The 14,179-nt window shown below is 74.0% G+C and carries 18 protein-coding genes; 14 read left to right on the top strand and 4 right to left on the bottom strand.

Annotated elements, in window-relative coordinates:
• The first annotated feature begins 23 nt into the window (after positions 1-23).
• Complete coding sequence (locus ACF08D_RS03035; protein ID WP_392220736.1) at positions 24-557, top strand: GNAT family N-acetyltransferase; 534 nt, start codon at positions 24-26, stop codon at positions 555-557.
• Positions 558-705: 148 nt separating this feature from the next.
• Here ACF08D_RS03035 and ACF08D_RS03030 read toward each other — a convergent pair whose 3' ends face one another.
• Together ACF08D_RS03030 and ACF08D_RS03025 are read right to left on the bottom strand one after the other, a co-directional pair.
• Positions 706-2,568: a transketolase gene (locus ACF08D_RS03030; RefSeq protein WP_392220735.1), complete on the bottom strand. Its 1,863-nt coding sequence runs from the start codon at positions 2,566-2,568 to the stop codon at positions 706-708.
• Position 2,569: 1 nt separating this feature from the next.
• Positions 2,570-3,898, bottom strand: a complete 1,329-nt coding sequence (locus ACF08D_RS03025) for an NAD(P)/FAD-dependent oxidoreductase (protein WP_392221200.1) — start codon at positions 3,896-3,898, stop codon at positions 2,570-2,572.
• Positions 3,899-4,208: 310 nt separating this feature from the next.
• Between ACF08D_RS03025 and ACF08D_RS03020 the strand changes: the two genes are divergently transcribed.
• The 13 genes from ACF08D_RS03020 to ACF08D_RS02960 all read left to right on the top strand — a co-directional run bounded on the left by ACF08D_RS03020 (position 4,209) and on the right by ACF08D_RS02960 (position 11,832).
• Positions 4,209-5,015 (top strand): methyltransferase domain-containing protein, encoded by an 807-nt coding sequence (locus ACF08D_RS03020; RefSeq protein WP_392220734.1) that lies wholly within the window; start codon positions 4,209-4,211, stop codon positions 5,013-5,015.
• A 112-nt stretch (positions 5,016-5,127) separates the two neighbouring features.
• Complete coding sequence (locus tag ACF08D_RS03015; RefSeq protein WP_392220733.1) at positions 5,128-5,475, top strand: VOC family protein; 348 nt, start codon at positions 5,128-5,130, stop codon at positions 5,473-5,475.
• Positions 5,476-5,615: 140 nt separating this feature from the next.
• Positions 5,616-5,948, top strand: coding sequence for a gas vesicle protein (locus tag ACF08D_RS03010; protein ID WP_392220732.1), 333 nt, complete (start codon positions 5,616-5,618; stop codon positions 5,946-5,948).
• Positions 5,949-5,995: 47 nt separating this feature from the next.
• Positions 5,996-6,475 (top strand): gas vesicle structural protein GvpA, encoded by a 480-nt coding sequence (locus ACF08D_RS03005; protein WP_392220731.1) that lies wholly within the window; start codon positions 5,996-5,998, stop codon positions 6,473-6,475.
• Between the two features lie 3 nt (positions 6,476-6,478).
• Positions 6,479-7,201 carry a GvpL/GvpF family gas vesicle protein gene (locus ACF08D_RS03000; protein ID WP_392220730.1) on the top strand — a complete coding sequence of 241 codons (723 nt, stop codon included), beginning with the start codon at positions 6,479-6,481 and terminating at the stop codon, positions 7,199-7,201.
• 7 nt (positions 7,202-7,208) lie between these two features.
• Positions 7,209-7,460, top strand: a complete 252-nt coding sequence (locus tag ACF08D_RS02995) for a gas vesicle protein GvpG (RefSeq protein ID WP_392220729.1) — start codon at positions 7,209-7,211, stop codon at positions 7,458-7,460.
• 22 nt (positions 7,461-7,482) lie between these two features.
• Positions 7,483-8,265: a hypothetical protein gene (locus tag ACF08D_RS02990; RefSeq protein WP_392220728.1), complete on the top strand. Its 783-nt coding sequence runs from the start codon at positions 7,483-7,485 to the stop codon at positions 8,263-8,265.
• Complete coding sequence (locus tag ACF08D_RS02985) at positions 8,262-9,401, top strand: SRPBCC family protein (protein WP_392220727.1); 1,140 nt, start codon at positions 8,262-8,264, stop codon at positions 9,399-9,401. The genes ACF08D_RS02990 and ACF08D_RS02985 overlap by 4 nt, the downstream gene beginning before the upstream one ends.
• A 33-nt stretch (positions 9,402-9,434) precedes the next feature.
• Positions 9,435-10,004, top strand: coding sequence for a gas vesicle protein GvpJ (gene gvpJ, locus ACF08D_RS02980; RefSeq protein WP_392220726.1), 570 nt, complete (start codon positions 9,435-9,437; stop codon positions 10,002-10,004).
• Positions 10,001-10,852, top strand: coding sequence for a GvpL/GvpF family gas vesicle protein (locus ACF08D_RS02975; protein ID WP_392220725.1), 852 nt, complete (start codon positions 10,001-10,003; stop codon positions 10,850-10,852). The genes gvpJ (ACF08D_RS02980) and ACF08D_RS02975 overlap by 4 nt, the downstream gene beginning before the upstream one ends.
• A complete protein-coding gene (gvpJ, locus tag ACF08D_RS02970) occupies positions 10,849-11,127 on the top strand; it encodes a gas vesicle protein GvpJ (RefSeq protein ID WP_392220724.1) in 279 nt (92 codons plus the stop codon). The genes ACF08D_RS02975 and gvpJ (ACF08D_RS02970) overlap by 4 nt, the downstream gene beginning before the upstream one ends.
• Entirely contained in the window at positions 11,117-11,518 is a 402-nt protein-coding gene (locus ACF08D_RS02965; RefSeq protein ID WP_392220723.1) for a gas vesicle protein K, read from the top strand. The genes gvpJ (ACF08D_RS02970) and ACF08D_RS02965 overlap by 11 nt, the downstream gene beginning before the upstream one ends.
• Before the next feature lie 140 nt (positions 11,519-11,658).
• Positions 11,659-11,832: a CsbD family protein gene (locus ACF08D_RS02960; protein WP_392220722.1), complete on the top strand. Its 174-nt coding sequence runs from the start codon at positions 11,659-11,661 to the stop codon at positions 11,830-11,832.
• A 37-nt stretch (positions 11,833-11,869) separates the two neighbouring features.
• Here the strand turns inward: ACF08D_RS02960 and ACF08D_RS02955 are convergent, their stop codons facing one another.
• Positions 11,870-12,436 carry a GNAT family N-acetyltransferase gene (locus ACF08D_RS02955; protein ID WP_392220721.1) on the bottom strand — a complete coding sequence of 189 codons (567 nt, stop codon included), beginning with the start codon at positions 12,434-12,436 and terminating at the stop codon, positions 11,870-11,872.
• A 145-nt stretch (positions 12,437-12,581) separates the two neighbouring features.
• Complete coding sequence (locus tag ACF08D_RS02950) at positions 12,582-14,042, bottom strand: MFS transporter (RefSeq protein WP_392220720.1); 1,461 nt, start codon at positions 14,040-14,042, stop codon at positions 12,582-12,584.
• Positions 14,043-14,179: the final 137 nt, after the last annotated feature.

Genomic DNA, 14,179 nt, shown 5'->3' with positions numbered 1-14,179 from the left:
GGCGGGGGCGTAGGGATCGGGGCATGGACGTCTTCCTGGAAACGGCCCGGCTGCGGCTGCGCACGGTCGCGGAGAGCGACTTGGACGAGGTGGTGGCGCTGGACGGCGACCCCGAGGTGATGCGGTATCTGAACGGCGGGCGGCCGGTGACGCGCGAGGAGGTGCGGACGGGGTCGCTGCGGCGGCTCATGGGGCCCGGCTTCTGGGCGGCGGAGGACCGCGCCACGCGCGCGTGGCTGGGCTGGTTCGCCCTGGAGCCGGTCGAGCCGGGGGTGGTGGAGCTGGGGTACCGGCTGCGGCGGTCGGCCTGGGGCCGGGGGTACGCGACCGAGGGCGCGCGCGCCCTGGTCGGCGCGGCGTTCCGCGACCCGGCCGTCCGGCGGGTGACCGCGACCACGATGACGGTGAACGCCGGGTCGCGGCGCGTCATGGAGAAGTGCGGGCTGCGCCACGTGCGGACGTTCTTCGAGGAGTGGCCCGAGGTGATCGAGGGCTCCGAGCACGGGGACGTGGAGTACGCGCTGACCCGCGAGGAGTGGCTGCGCGCACGCCCCTGACAGGCCCCCGCGCCCCGGCCCCGCCGACTGCGGGACCGGGGCGCGGGGCGCGGGGCTCCTGTGCTCGGGGCTCACGTGCCCGGGGCGGGGGGCTCCTGTGCCCGGGGCTCGGGCTCCGGTGCGGAGGCAGGGCCGGGGCGGGCCGCTGCTAGGGCGCGATCACCCGGTCGACCAGCAGCCGCACGGCCGCCACGATCGACTCGGCGTCGATGCCCGCCTTGCCGAGCTGCTCCTCGGGGGTCGCCGACGCCGGCATGTCGCGCACCGCGAGGCGGGCCAGCCGGGGCACGGGGCGGCCGTCGGAGAAGGCTTCGGCCACCGCGTCGCCGAGGCCGCCCTCCGGGTGGTGGTCCTCCACGGTGAGCAGGCACCCGGTGTCCCCGGCGGCGGCCTCCAGCGCCTCGGTGTCCACCGGCTTGACCGAGTACAGGTCGATCACGCGGACCGGGATGCCGTACTCCTCCAGCAGGTCGGCCGCCTGGAGCGCCTCGTGGACGGTGACCCCGGCCGCGACGACCGTCGCCTTGTCGTCGGCGCCGTGGGTGCGCAGCACCTTGCTGCCGCCCACCGGGAACGTCTCGTCGGGCCCGTACAGGACGGGCATGTCGCCCCGGGAGGTGCGCAGATAGCGGACGCCGTCCAGGTCGGCCATGGTGGCGACCAGCCGGGCGGTCTGGTTGGCGTCGCAGGGGTACAGCACGGTGCTGCCGTGCACCGCGCGCATCATGGCGAGGTCCTCCAGGCCCATCTGCGACGGCCCGTCCTGGCCGATGGCGACGCCCGCGTGCGACCCGACGAGGTTGATCCCGGCCCGGCTGACGGCGGCCATCCGGACGAAGTCGTACGCCCGGGTCAGGAAGGCCGCGAAGGTCGACGCGTACGGCACGTAGCCGCGCGTCTGGAGGCCGACGGCGGCCGCCACGAGCTGCTGCTCGGCGATGTAGCACTCGAAGTACCGGTCGGGGTGCGCCTTGGCGAAGAACTCGGTGCGGGTGGAGTCGCTGACCTCCGCGTCCAGCGCGACGACGTCCGCGCGCGCCGAGCCGAGCGCTTCGAGGGCGTGCCCGTAGGCGGTACGGGTGGCGACGGTGTCGCCGACGTCGAAGCGCGGCAGCTCGGCCCGGGGCGGCTCGCCGTCGCCGTCGACGGCCGGCTTGCGGCCGGGCGCCTCGGGCGGGGCCTGCACCTCGACCCGGATCGAGCGCGGGCCGCCCAGCTCGTCGATCGCGGCGGCCGCGTCCTTGATCGGCTTGCCGTGGAAGCCCTCCAGGTCCTCGACGGCGGCCACGCCGCGCCCCTTGCGGGTGGCGGCGAGGATCGCGGTGGGCTGCCGGATCGTGGAGCGCGCCTCGGCGAACGCCCGGTCCAGCGCCTCCACGTCGTGGCCGTCGACCTCGATGGTGTGCCAGCCGAAGGCGTGCAGCCGCCGCTCGTAGGCGGCGAGGTCGTGCTCGTGCCGGGTGGGGCCGCGCTGGCCGAGCCGGTTGACGTCCACGATCAGGGTCAGGTTGTCGAGGTGGTTGTACGCGGCGTGCTCGGCGGCCTCCCAGACGGAGCCCTCCGCCATCTCGCTGTCGCCGGACAGGACGTAAACGTGGTAGGGCACCTCGTCCAGGCGCTTCCCGGCGAGCGCGATGCCCACGCCGACGGGCAGGCCCTGGCCGAGGGAGCCGGTGGCGACGTCCACCCAGGGCAGCCGGGGCGTGGGGTGCCCCTCGAGGCGGCTGCCCAGGGTGCGGAAGGTGAGCAGTTCGTCGTCGTCGACGGCTCCGGCGGCCTTGTACAGGGCGTAGAGGAGCGGGGACGCGTGCCCCTTGGAGAGCACCAGCCGGTCGTTGCCGGGGCGCTCGGGGTGGGCGAAGTCGAAGCGCAGGTGGTGGGCGAGGAGGACGGCGGCGCTGTCGGCCGCCGACATGGACGAGGTGGGGTGGCCGGAGCCGGCGGCGTCGGCGGCGCGTACGGCGTCGACCCGCAACTGCTGTCCGAGGGTGGCCAGTTCGTCGTTCCGCATGTCACTCCTTGCCGGTGCTGGTGCCGGTGCCGCCGCCGGGGCCCGCGGGGGTGCGGACCAGTTCGGGCGAGGCGGTGTCGAGGGGCACCTGCCAGGAACGCAGCAGGCCGAGCTGGACGGCCTGGCGCGGCAGGGCGGCGTCCAGCAGCCAGTCGGCGGCGACGCGGACCCGGTTGCCGGGCATGGCGGCCAGGTGGTAGCCGCGCGTCACGGCGCCGGCGACCGGGCCGGACAGCTTGACGCCCATCGGGTTGGCCGCCGCCTTGACCCCGCCGAGGTCCACGGCGAAGCCCATGTCGTGGTGCCGGTACGGGGCGGGCTCGCCGTATCCGAGGGAGGCGGCGACGTTGCGGGCCGCGACCTTGCCCTGGCGGGAGGCGTGCTGGGCGGTCATGGGCGTGTACTCGCCGGGCCGGGTGAGGTCGGGTACGGCGGCGGCGTCGCCGCACGCGAAGACGTCCGGGTGGCCGGGCACCCCGAGCTGCGGGGTCACCACGAGCCGGCCGCGCTCGACGGGCAGGCCCAGTTCGGAGACGAGCGGGTCGGGGCGTACGCCGACGCACCAGATCAGCGACCGGGTCTCCACGAACTCGCCGTCGTCCAGCAGGACTCCGTCGGCGGTGGACTCCTTCACGGACGTCTTGACGCGTACGTCGACCCCGCGGGCGCGCAGCACCTCGTCGGCGGTGCGGGAGAGCTTCTCGTCCAGTCCGGGCAGGACGCGGTCGGCGACGTCGAGGAGCAGCCACCGGGGCCGTACACCGGCCGGCCAGGCGGGCTGCCTGCGGACCAGGGCATCGGTGAACATCTTGCCGTGCGCGGCCAGTTCGGTCCCGGTGTAGCCGGCGCCGACGACCACGAAGGTGCAGCGCGAGGTGCACTCGGCGGGGTTGCCGGAGGCGGAGGCCAGCTCGATCTGGCGGGTGATGTGGTCGCGCAGGTACAGCGCCTCGGGCAGACCGCGGAAGCCGGTGGCGTTCTCGGCGACACCCGGGATCGGCAGCAGCTTGCTGACGCTGCCGACGGCCAGCACGAGCCGGTCGTAGGTGAGCGTCCCCTCGGTGCCCTCGGGGTCGGTGTAGTGGACGGCGCGCGCGTCGAGGTCGACGTGGTCGGCCTGGCCGAGGACGAGGCGTACGTGGCGGAGGGTGCCGGGCAGCGAGACCGTGATCCGCCGGGGCTCCAGCACACCGGCGGTGACCTGCGGCAGCAGCGGCAGGTACAGGAAGTAGTCGGTGGGGTTCAGCAGCACGATCTCGGCGCGGCCCCGCAGGGTGCGGGACAGGTGCCGGGCGGTCTGGTAACCGGCGAAGCCGGCTCCGACGATCACGACGCGCGGCAGGGCGCGGGAGCCGCCGGGCCGGCCGGCGCGGCCGGAGGGGCCCGGGAAGGGGCCGGACGGGCTGACGGACGGGGTCACAGGGCCTCCAGCGTCATGTCTGCGGGCACGGCACGGCCGCGTGAAGCGGACGGACCTTCCCGGTGCCCCCGACCCCGCCTCCCAAACGCGGCATACCGGTCCGGGACCGGCGCGGGGAACTCATCCGCCGTCTTGACATCCGAGATGCGCGTATCACCATGCGGTCCGGGCGGCGTACGGTGGGGCCACCACCCACCTTCCACCCCGAGGGGGCACGGCGATGGCCGACGCTGTCTACACGCATGGGCACCACGAGTCGGTACTGCGCTCGCACCGCTGGCGCACGGCCGCCAACTCCGCGGCGTACCTCGTCGGAGAGCTGCGCCCCGGGCTGGACGTCCTGGACGTGGGCTGCGGCCCCGGCACCATCACCGCCGACCTGGCCGCGCTCGTCGCCCCGGGCGGGAGCGTGACGGCGGTCGACGCGGCGCCCGGCGTACTGGAGGGGGCGCGGGAGGTGGCCCGCGAACGGGGCCTGGACCAGGTGCGGTTCACGGTCGCCGACGCCGGGGCGCTGCCCTTCCCGGACGCCTCCTTCGACGTGGTCCACGCCCACCAGGTGCTCCAGCACGTGGGCGATCCGGTGCGCGTGCTCGCCGAGATGCGGCGGGTGTGCCGCCCCGGGGGCCTGGTGGCCGCGCGGGACAGCGACTACGCGGCGTTCGCCTGGTACCCGGAGGTCCCGGAGCTGGACACCTGGCTGGCGCTGTACCGGCGGGTGGCCCGGGGGTGCGGCGGCGAGCCGGACGCGGGCCGCCGCCTGGCGTCCTGGGCCCGGCGGGCCGGTTTCACGGACGTGACGGCCGGCGCCGGCGTCTGGTGCTTCGCCTCGCCGGAGGAGCGGGCCTGGTGGAGCGGGCTGTGGGCGGACCGTACGACGTCCTCGGACTACGCGACCCGCGCGGTCGACGGCGGCCACGCCACCCGGGCCGGACTGGCCGCGATCGCGGAGGGCTGGCGCGCGTGGGGGCGGCGGGAGGACGGCTGGTTCCTGGTCCCGCACGGCGAGGTGCTCTGCCGGGTGTGACACCGCGGTCGACGGCGGAACGGGCCGGGGCCGGGCGGGGCGGGGCGGGGCGGCAACAGGCCGCCCCCGGAACCGATCTCATGCCCACGCGCCGTCAACTACCCTCACCGTCATGGAGATCCTCGGCACCACGCTGCGCGTCTGCGTCGACGACCTGGAGACCTCGGTGGTCTTCTACGAACGCCTCACCGGCAGCCCCGCGCTGCGCTTCGAGCGCGGCGGTGTGTCGGTGGCGGCCGTCGGCTGCTTCCTGCTGATGAGCGGCCCGGAGGCGGAGCTGGAGATCCTACGCAAGGTGGCGGCGACGATCGCGGTCGAGGACGTGGACGCCGCCCACGCCACGCTCACCGACGCGGGCGCGCGGGTGCTGGCGGGCCCGGTGCCGACGCCCGCGGGGCGCAATCTCATCGCGGTGCACCCCGACGGGTCGGTCTTCGAATACGTCGACCAGCGCCGCTGAGCGCACCCGGCCCTCCGCCCCCGCTCCCCTGCCACTCACCCCCGTCACGCGCCCCCGTCACCCACCCCTCTTGTCCGATATGCTGATGAAGATGGGTAATAGGCCCCTATGTCTGTTGTGACACTGGGTGAGTGACTGTGATGCCTTCGGAACGACACGGTGACGGACCTCCGCCGCGCAGAAGCCGCGGCCACGGGGAGGGCCGCCCTCGCCGGGTGTCGGCGCCGAAGGCCATGCGCTCCGCCGCCGAGCAACTCCACGAGCTGCTGGGCAGGTCACCGGAGTCGGTTTCCGCGATCCGGCCCACCGACGACGGGTGGGAGGCCGAGGTGGAAGTGCTGGAGCTGGAGCGGATCCCCGAGACGACCAGCGTGCTGGCCAGCTACCGGGTGACGCTCGACACGGAGGGCGAGCTCATGGCGTACGAACGGATCCGCCGCTACACGCGCGGCCAGATCGACCGGCGCGCCTGAGGCACCGGACCGGGCCGCACACCGGGCGGCCCGTGGAAGGAGGCACCATGACGGTGGTGCCGCAGGGAGGCGGAGGCCCCGTCGCACAGGGTGGGGGCGGCGGCGGGTCGTCGCTGTACGACGTACTCGAACTGATTCTGGACCGCGGACTCGTCATCGACGTGTTCGTGCGGGTGTCCCTGGTGGGCATCGAGATCCTCAAGATCGACGCCCGTGTGGTGGTCGCCAGCGTGGACACGTATCTGCGGTTCGCGGAGGCGTGCAACCGGCTCGACCTCGAGAGCGGGCGCAAGGCTCCCACCCAGCTGCCCGAGCTGGTCGGCGAGATGACCGAGGGCGGGGCCCGGGGCAAGAGCAAGGGCGCGCTCAGCGGCGCGGTCGAGGCCGTCTCCGACGCCTTCGGCAAGGGCCGCGACGACGCGGACGAGGAAGAGGAAGAGGAGCCCGAGCCGGTACGGGAGCGGGAGAGGTCACGGCCGCGCCGGCCGTCCCGCCGCCGGGAGAGCCGGGACGACCGGGAGGACTGAGCCATGCCGGTCTACGTGTACGCCATCGCCCCCACCAGCCATCCTCTCCACCTGGACGGGATGACCGGCGTGGGAGAGCCCGCCGAGGAGCTGAGCCTGGTGACCGAGGGCGACCTGGCCGCGGTGGTCAGTGACGCCCCGGAGGGGCTGCGCGCCAAGCGCCGGGACGTCCTGGCCCACCAGGAGGTGCTCGCCGGACTCCAGGAGCAGGGCGGTGTGCTGCCGCTGCGGTTCGGCGCCCTCGCCCCGGACACCGACGCGGTGCGCTCGGCGCTCGGCGAGCGGGCCGGCGCCTATCAGGAGCGGCTCGCGGCGCTGGACGGCTGCGCGGAGTACCACCTGAAGGCGTCCTGCGAGGAGGACGTCCTGCTGCGGGACGTGCTGACCGAGTCGGAGGACGCCCGGCGGATGAACGAAGAGATACGCGGCGGACACGGCGGCCAGCAGCTGAAGATGGCCCTCGGCGAGCTGGTGTCGGCCGAGGTCACCGCCCGCCGCGAGGCCCTGGGCTCCGCCGTCGTCTCGGCCCTGCGGCCGCTGGCGCGGGAGCTGCGGATGTCGGACGCCGCCGGCGACGACTTCGTGAGCGTCTCCTTCCTCGTCGAACGCGCCCGGCAGAGCGCCTTCCTCGAACGCCATGGCGAGATCGCCGCCGAGTACGGGGACGAGTTCTCCTTCCGGCTGCACGGCCCCCTGCCGCCGTACAGCTTCGTCGAGGGGGAGTGAGCGGGCCATGGGTCTCTTCACACAGCTGGTCACCCTCCCGCTCGCGCCCGTGCGGGGCTTCGGATGGGTGATCCAGCGGGTCACCGAGGCCGCCGAGGAGGAGTACTACGACGCGCGGCCGGTAGTGGCGGCACTGGCGGAGCTGGAGAAGCAACTGACATCCGGAGAGATCGACCAGGAGACCTTCGACCGGCGCGAGGACGAGCTGCTTGACCGGCTCGAGGAGATCCAGCGCTTCTGGGAAGGCCGCGGACCATGACGTGCGAGGAGGACTTCCCGCGATGAACAACGCCACCACCGGCGCGGCCCTGTTGAGCGGCTATGTGCTGGGACGGACCAAGAAGGGCAAGCTCGCCATCGCCGTGGCGACCTGGATGCTCCGCAAGAAGATCAACCCCAAGGACGTCGCCTCGGCCGTGACCGGGTCGCCGGCGTTCGACGCCCTCGGCGACCGGGTGCGCAACGACCTCCTCGCGGCCGGGAAGCAGGCCGCGGCCACCGCCGTCGCCGCCCGGGCCGACCGGCTGGCCGACTCCCTGCACGACCGCACCCGGGGGCTGCGCGACCTCCCGGCGGCGGGCTCCGACGAGGACGAGGACGAGGACCAGTACGAGGACGAACGGGACGAACGGGACGACGAGTTCGACGAGCGGGACGACGACCACGAGGAGCACGACGAGTCCGACGAGTCCGACGAGCACGACGAGGACGAGGAGCGCGAGGAGCACGAGGAGGAGCGCGGCGGTCGCGGAACCGGAACCAAGTCCCTTACCGGCGGGGCCGGAAGCGCGAAGTCCACCGGAACCGGGACCGGCCGAGCGAAGCCCGCGGCGAAGAAGGCCCCCGCGAAGAAGTCCACCGGATCGAGGTCGGGCAGCGGCACGGGGAGCGGCACGAAGTCCACCGGCACGGCCGCCCGGAAGAAGACGGCGAGCGCGGGCTCCGCGGCCAAGTCCACCGCCGGCAGGACGGCGAGCAAGTCCACCAGCAAGAAGACCGGCACGTCCGCCTCGGCGCGAGGTGAGGGCCGTGGCGGCGGTACGGCGAGGAGGTCCCGGACATGACCGCCGACAAGGGCGACAACGGCGACAGGGCCACGGACGCGGTCGCCGGCGCGGGCGACCGGCTCAAGGACGAGCTGCGCCAGTACCTGGAGGCCCGCGCCGAGCGGGCGGTCGGCACCATGGGCGAGCGCCTGGGCGAGGCCACCAAGCAGCTCGGCGACCCGGGCAACTCCCTCGGCAATGTGCTCGGCACCCTCTCCAAGGGCGGCGAGGCCCTCGGCAAGGGCAAGTCGCCGGGCGGCGCCGCCGCGTCGATGGCGCTGTCCCATGTGGCGGGCGGCGTCAAGGACAAGGTGTCCGGGCTGGTCGGCAAGCTCACCGGCAAGAGCGGCAAGGGCGAGACCCGCGGGAAGAGCGTCGTCGTCATCGAGGACATCGACGTGGGGGTGCCCGTACGCCAGGCGTACGGGCAGTGGACGCAGTTCCAGGAGTTCGGGCGCTTCGCCAAGGGCGTGGTGAACGTCGAGCAGTCCGACGAGGTCACCACCAACTGGCAGGCCAAGGTCGCCAAGTCCAACCGGAGCTGGCAGGCCAAGACCCTTGAACAGATCCCGGACGAGCGGATCGTGTGGAGCTCGGAGGGCGCCAAGGGCACCACCAAGGGCGCGGTGACCTTCCATCCCCTGGGCGACAACCTCACCAAGGTGCTGCTGGTCCTGGAGTACTTCCCCAAGGGGCTGTTCGAGAAGACCGGCAACATCTGGCGGGCCCAGGGCCGGCGCGCCCGGCTGGACCTGAAGCTGTTCCGCAAGTTCGTCACCATGCAGGGCGAGCCCGCCGAGGGCTGGCGCGGTGAGATCCGCGACGGCGAGGTCGTCCGCGACCACGACGAGGCCGTGGCGGACGAGGAGCGGGACGGCGAGGACTCCGGCGAGGACTCCGGCGGGGCGGCGGACGAGCACGACGACCAGGACGGCTACGACGAGGACGACGGTTACGACGAGGAGGAGGACGGCGAGTACCGCGACGAGGACGAGGACGAAGCGTACGAGCGCGATCCGCGGGAGGAGGACGAGGACTGGGAGGAGGACGACGAGGACGCCCCGCGGGACGACGACGAGGAGTGGGACGAGGAGGAGGACGAGGAGCCATTCGAAGAGGACCGCCCACGCCGCCGGGCCGGAACCCGGCGCTGACCGACTCCGACGCCGAATCGAGGTCGACCGGCCGTGACAGAACCCGTCCCCAGCAATCTCGGCTCCTATCCGTCGCGGGCGGCGCCCGCCTACGGGCAGGGCTCGTCCGCCAACCTCGCCGACATCCTGGAACGCGTCCTCGACAAGGGCATCGTCATCGCGGGCGACATCCAGATCAACCTCCTCGACATCGAACTGCTCACCATCAAGCTGCGGTTGCTCGTCGCCTCGGTCGACAAGGCGAAGGAGATGGGCATCGACTGGTGGGAGCACGACCCGTCGCTCTCGTCGCGCGCCGACGACCGCCCCAGCCTCGCCGAGGAGAACCGGCGGCTGCGGGAGGAGATCGAGGCGCTGCGCGACGAGCGGGCGCCGCTCGACCGCGCTCCCTCCGCCCGCCGCCGCTCCGTGGAGGGCCGCTCCGCCGAGGGCCGGCGCACCGAGGACCGCCCGGCCCGCGGACGGACGGAAGGACGGCGCGCGGAGCCCCGGCGCACGGAGCCGCGGCGCACCGAGAACGGGCGCGGTGCGAACGGGCGCGGTGAGCGCGGACGCGCCGAGGGCCGGCGGCGGACCGGTGGCCCCGAGGCGGACGAGTCATGACCGGCGGGTCCGGCGAGGTCACGTATCTCTACGCCGTCGCGGACGACGCGCCCGCCCTGCGCGAGACGGTGCGGGACCTCCGGGGCGTCGGGGGCGCGCCGGTGCGCGTCCTGTCCGGCGAGGGCGTCGCGGCCGTGGTGAGCGGGGTGCCGGCCGCCGAGTTCGAGGAACGGCCGCTGGCCGCCCACCTGGAGGACCTGACCTGGCTGGAGGCCGTGGCACGGGCCCACCACGGGGTGGTCGACGCGGTCGCCGCGCGGGTCACCGTGCTCCCGCTGCGGCTGGCCACCATCTACCGGGACGACGCGGGGGTCGGGGCCCTGCTGGACGCCTCGGGCGCCGCGTTCCGCTCCCGCCTCGCACGGCTCGCCGGCCATGTCGAGTGGGGCGTGAAGCTGTACCTGGACGCCCCGCCGGCCGGGGGCGCCACGGAGGACGAGGGCGGCGGGAGCGGCGGGGCGCCGGGGCTGAGCCCGGGGCGGGCGTACCTGCGCAGCCGCCGTAACGAACGTACCGCCCGGGACGAGGCCCACCGCGCCGCCGCCGACGCCGCGCGGCGCGTCGACGAGGCCGCGCTGGCGTACGCCGTCGACCATGTGCGCCACCGGGTCCAGCAGGGCCCGCTGGCCGGGGGCCCGGCGGAGAACGTCGGCAATGACGCCTACCTCGTGCCGTCCGGCCGCGCCGACGCCTTCCTGGCGGCCGTGCGGGAGGCGGCCGGGAGCGGTTCGCCGGTACGGGCGGAGATCACCGGGCCCTGGGCTCCGTACTCCTTCGCGGCGGACGTGCCGGAGGCCGGGGTGCCCGGGTCCGGCGGGACGGACCGGGAGGAGGCGGCTCCCCGATGACCCTGGACGACCGGGCGTCCGGCTCCGCGCCCCTCCCCCAGCGCCAGGTCGCGCTGATCGACCTGCTGGACCGGCTGCTGACCGGCGGGGTGGTGGTGACGGGGGACGTCGTCCTGTCGATCGCCGACATCGACCTCGTCCGGGTGTCGCTGCGCGCGCTGATCGTCTCCATCAGCGCCGAGACGCCGAGCCCCTTCGACCGGGCCCTCCCCCGCGATGCCCTCCCCGGTGGTGGCGGCGGGGACGGCGGGGCGCGGGAGCGGCATGCCGCCTGACCCGGACCGCTACCAGGAGGTCGCCGACGCGGCGGGCCGCGCCTTCCGGCTGCTGCCGGCCGCTCCGGGCGAGCTGCCCCGGCCGGCCGGGGAGCGGCCGGCGCATCCGGCCCGGCGGATCAACGCCGACCCGGACACCGTGGAGCGGGACCTGATGAAGCTGGTGCTGACCCTGGTGGAGCTGTTGCGGCAGCTGATGGAGCGGCAGGCCCTGCACCGGGTGGACGCGGGCGACCTCAGCGAGGAGGAGGAAGAGCGCCTCGGGTCGACGCTGATGGTGCTGTACGACCGGATGACCGGCCTGTGCGCGCAGTACGGGCTGACGATGGACGACCTGAACCTGGACCTGGGCCCGCTGGGCACCCTGCTGCCGCCGGCCGATCAGCCCTGACCGCTCCCGACCGCGCTCACCACCGGGAAATTTGTACGATTTGCCCGCTTCACCGGGTGACCGACGGGTAGGAGGCCCCGTGGGGCGTGTTCCGCACCGGCGCCCCGCCGTTGCGAGCGACCGCCCGGGAGGTGACGCACATGGCCACGGGCAAGAAGGCCAAGAATGTGGCGCGGACCGCCAAGGGCAAGGCCAAGGAGGCCACCGGCAGGGCGGTCGGCAACGAGAGCCTGGAGGCGAAGGGCCGGGCCGAGCAGGCCAAGGGTGACGCCGGACAGGCGGTGGAGAAGACCAAGGACGCGTTCAGGCACTGACCGCGGGAGTACGGGCCGGCGGCCGGCGGGTGCGACCTCACCCGCCGGCCGCCGGCACCTCACCGGCGGTGATCGCCCAGCGCTCGTGGTCCCGCCACGCCCCGTCGACCAGGATGAACGCCGGGGAGAACCCCTCCAGCCGGAAAGCGGCGCGGCGCACCAGCGCCCGGGAGGGCTCGTTGCCGGGCTGGATGTTCGCCTCCAGCCGGTGCAGCCCGAGCGGGCCGAAGGCGTGGCGGAGGACGAGCCCGAGCCCCTCCCCCATCAGACCGCGCCCGGCCGCGTGCGCGAAGGCGCCGTAGCCGAGGGTGCCGTTGAGGAAGCCGCCGCGGACGATGTTGTTGATGCTGATGTACCCGGCGATGGCGCCGTCCGCGTCGCGCTCGCAGACCAGCAGCGGCTCGGCGTCCGGGCTCTCGATGCGGGCGCGCGCGTAGGCCGCGTACGCCTGCGCGGTGTCCGGCGGGAACAGCCACGGCCGGTGCAGCGCACGGCTCTCGCGCGCGCGGGCGGTGAACTCGTCGGCGTCCTCGTGCCGGAAGGGCCGGATGCCGACGCGCCCGCCTTCGGCGACGTACGGGGGACGGGGTGCCTTCATGGACATCCGGTCAGGGTAGTGACGGGGCCGGGCCGGCGACGGCAGCGGCGCGTGCCGGGTGCTGCACGACTGCCGCCCCCGGCGACCAGGATCGGTGGATCCCGGTCGCCGGGGGCGGTGTGAGGGGCCGTACGGATGAGCGGCGGCGGCCTCAGTGGTGGGCGACGACCAGCCGCTGCTCGCCGTCCTCGGCGGTGTCCGCCGGGTCGGGGCGCTGGATGAGCAGCGCGGTGACGACGCCGATGCCGAGCAGGGCGAGGGCGGCGTACATCGCGTGCTGGTACCCGGCCTCGGTGACTCCCCGGGCGTCGCTGCCCGCGCTGATCATGGCGGAGGCGAGGGCGATGCCGAGGGAGGCGCCGATGCCGAAGCAGGCGCCGTTCAGGCCGGACAGCGACCCGGGCTTGTCCTTGGGCGCGGTGGTGACGGCGAGGCCGTTGAGGCCGGTGAGCATGAAGCCGCCGTAGGTGACACCCAGCGCCGCCAGCGCGGCGACCAGGATCCACTCGCTGTGCAGGAACACCGTCGCGAAGACGAAGATCACGAAGTTGGCGACGGCTCCGGCGACCACGACCTTCCGCCAGCCGATCCGGGGACCGAGGCGGCCGGTCAGCGGGGCGGAGATCACTCCGATCAGCTGGATCGGGGTGAGGAAGAGGACCGCCGCGGTGACGGCGCTCAGACCCAGGCCGACCCGGGCGTCCTGCGAGAACAGCGGGATGGTCAGCGCGATCGCGCCGAAGGCGCCACCGAGGGTGCAGACGGTGGTGAGCAGCAGCGGCCAGGCGCGCCGCGAGGCGAGGACGTCGAGGTCGATGACCGGGTTGGGGGCGCTCTTCTGCGAGACGACGAAGAAGACCAGGGAGGCGAGACCGCCGAGCAGGAAGCCGAGGGTGAGGGCCGAGGTCCAGCCCCAGGCGCCGCCCTGGGCGAGGCCGACGAGGACGCCGGTGAGGCCGAGGGCGAGGGCGGCGATGCCGCGCGAGTCGAAGCGGGCGCCGGCGTCTGCGGTGGGCGGGACGTCGGGGACGTACCGGCGGACCCCGATCAGGCCGGCGACGGCGATCAGGGTGGAGCAGACGAAGATGCCGCGGAAGCCGATGGTGTCGGCGATCTGGCCGCCCGCGATGGCGTCGACCCCGGCGAGGCCGCCGTTGACGGCGGTGATGATTCCGGCGGCCTTGCCGAAGCCGGCCGGGGTGAGGAGCTGGTTCAGGGTGAGGAAGGCCAGGGTGAACATCGCCGCCGAGACGCCCTGGAGGACGCGGCCGGCGATGAAGATCTCGATGTTCGGGGCGAAGACGCAGAGCAGGTTGCCCGCGATCAGGACGACCGCGCAGACGACCATCATCGGCTTGCGGCCGCGCTGGTCGCTGAGGCGGGCGATCGTCACCTGGCCGATGGCGGCCATCAGGAAGAACAGGGTCTGCGACAGTCCGGCGGCGGCCGTGGTGGTGCCGAGGCGCTCGATGACATCGGGCAGTGCGGGGCTGAGCATGGTGGCGTTGATCTGGTAGCCGAGTACGGCCAGGACCATCGCCAGCAGCATCGGGCCGCGGCCCGCGAGGTCGGAGTCGGCTCCGGAACGTGTCCGGCCGAGCGAGATGGACATGTCGGCCCCTTTGCCTCTGATGTCATGTCGGGTGCGGTGCCGGGAACGGCGAAACCGCGCACAGCGGCACATGCCGATCTCTTGTCAGACAAGTACCGCTGAGTCACTCTGAGATCTACGCGCGTAAACGTCAATAC

The organism is Streptomyces sp. NPDC015131, assembly GCF_043079975.1.
In the GTDB taxonomy this organism is placed as follows: Bacteria; Actinomycetota; Actinomycetes; order Streptomycetales; family Streptomycetaceae; genus Streptomyces.
The sequence above is the reverse complement of the archived record's forward strand: the minus strand, read 5'-3'. Positions and strand labels throughout refer to the sequence as shown.

What these genes read in the sequence shown, in the direction of transcription:
- ACF08D_RS02960 (WP_392220722.1), top strand. Translation starts at nt 11,659, where the DNA reads ATGGCCACGGGCAAGAAGGCCAAGAATGTGGCGCGGACCGCCAAGGGC.
- ACF08D_RS02955 (WP_392220721.1), bottom strand. Translation starts at nt 12,436, where the DNA reads ATGTCCATGAAGGCACCCCGTCCCCCGTACGTCGCCGAAGGCGGGCGC.
- ACF08D_RS03005 (WP_392220731.1), top strand. Translation starts at nt 5,996, where the DNA reads ATGACGGTGGTGCCGCAGGGAGGCGGAGGCCCCGTCGCACAGGGTGGG.
- ACF08D_RS02975 (WP_392220725.1), top strand. Translation starts at nt 10,001, where the DNA reads ATGACCGGCGGGTCCGGCGAGGTCACGTATCTCTACGCCGTCGCGGAC.
- ACF08D_RS03035 (WP_392220736.1), top strand. Translation starts at nt 24, where the DNA reads ATGGACGTCTTCCTGGAAACGGCCCGGCTGCGGCTGCGCACGGTCGCG.
- ACF08D_RS02950 (WP_392220720.1), bottom strand. Translation starts at nt 14,042, where the DNA reads ATGTCCATCTCGCTCGGCCGGACACGTTCCGGAGCCGACTCCGACCTC.
- ACF08D_RS02990 (WP_392220728.1), top strand. Translation starts at nt 7,483, where the DNA reads ATGAACAACGCCACCACCGGCGCGGCCCTGTTGAGCGGCTATGTGCTG.
- ACF08D_RS03030 (WP_392220735.1), bottom strand. Translation starts at nt 2,568, where the DNA reads ATGCGGAACGACGAACTGGCCACCCTCGGACAGCAGTTGCGGGTCGAC.
- ACF08D_RS03000 (WP_392220730.1), top strand. Translation starts at nt 6,479, where the DNA reads ATGCCGGTCTACGTGTACGCCATCGCCCCCACCAGCCATCCTCTCCAC.
- ACF08D_RS03015 (WP_392220733.1), top strand. Translation starts at nt 5,128, where the DNA reads ATGGAGATCCTCGGCACCACGCTGCGCGTCTGCGTCGACGACCTGGAG.
- gvpJ (WP_392220724.1), top strand. Translation starts at nt 10,849, where the DNA reads ATGACCCTGGACGACCGGGCGTCCGGCTCCGCGCCCCTCCCCCAGCGC.
- ACF08D_RS02995 (WP_392220729.1), top strand. Translation starts at nt 7,209, where the DNA reads ATGGGTCTCTTCACACAGCTGGTCACCCTCCCGCTCGCGCCCGTGCGG.
- ACF08D_RS02965 (WP_392220723.1), top strand. Translation starts at nt 11,117, where the DNA reads ATGCCGCCTGACCCGGACCGCTACCAGGAGGTCGCCGACGCGGCGGGC.
- ACF08D_RS03020 (WP_392220734.1), top strand. Translation starts at nt 4,209, where the DNA reads ATGGCCGACGCTGTCTACACGCATGGGCACCACGAGTCGGTACTGCGC.
- ACF08D_RS02985 (WP_392220727.1), top strand. Translation starts at nt 8,262, where the DNA reads ATGACCGCCGACAAGGGCGACAACGGCGACAGGGCCACGGACGCGGTC.
- ACF08D_RS03010 (WP_392220732.1), top strand. Translation starts at nt 5,616, where the DNA reads ATGCCTTCGGAACGACACGGTGACGGACCTCCGCCGCGCAGAAGCCGC.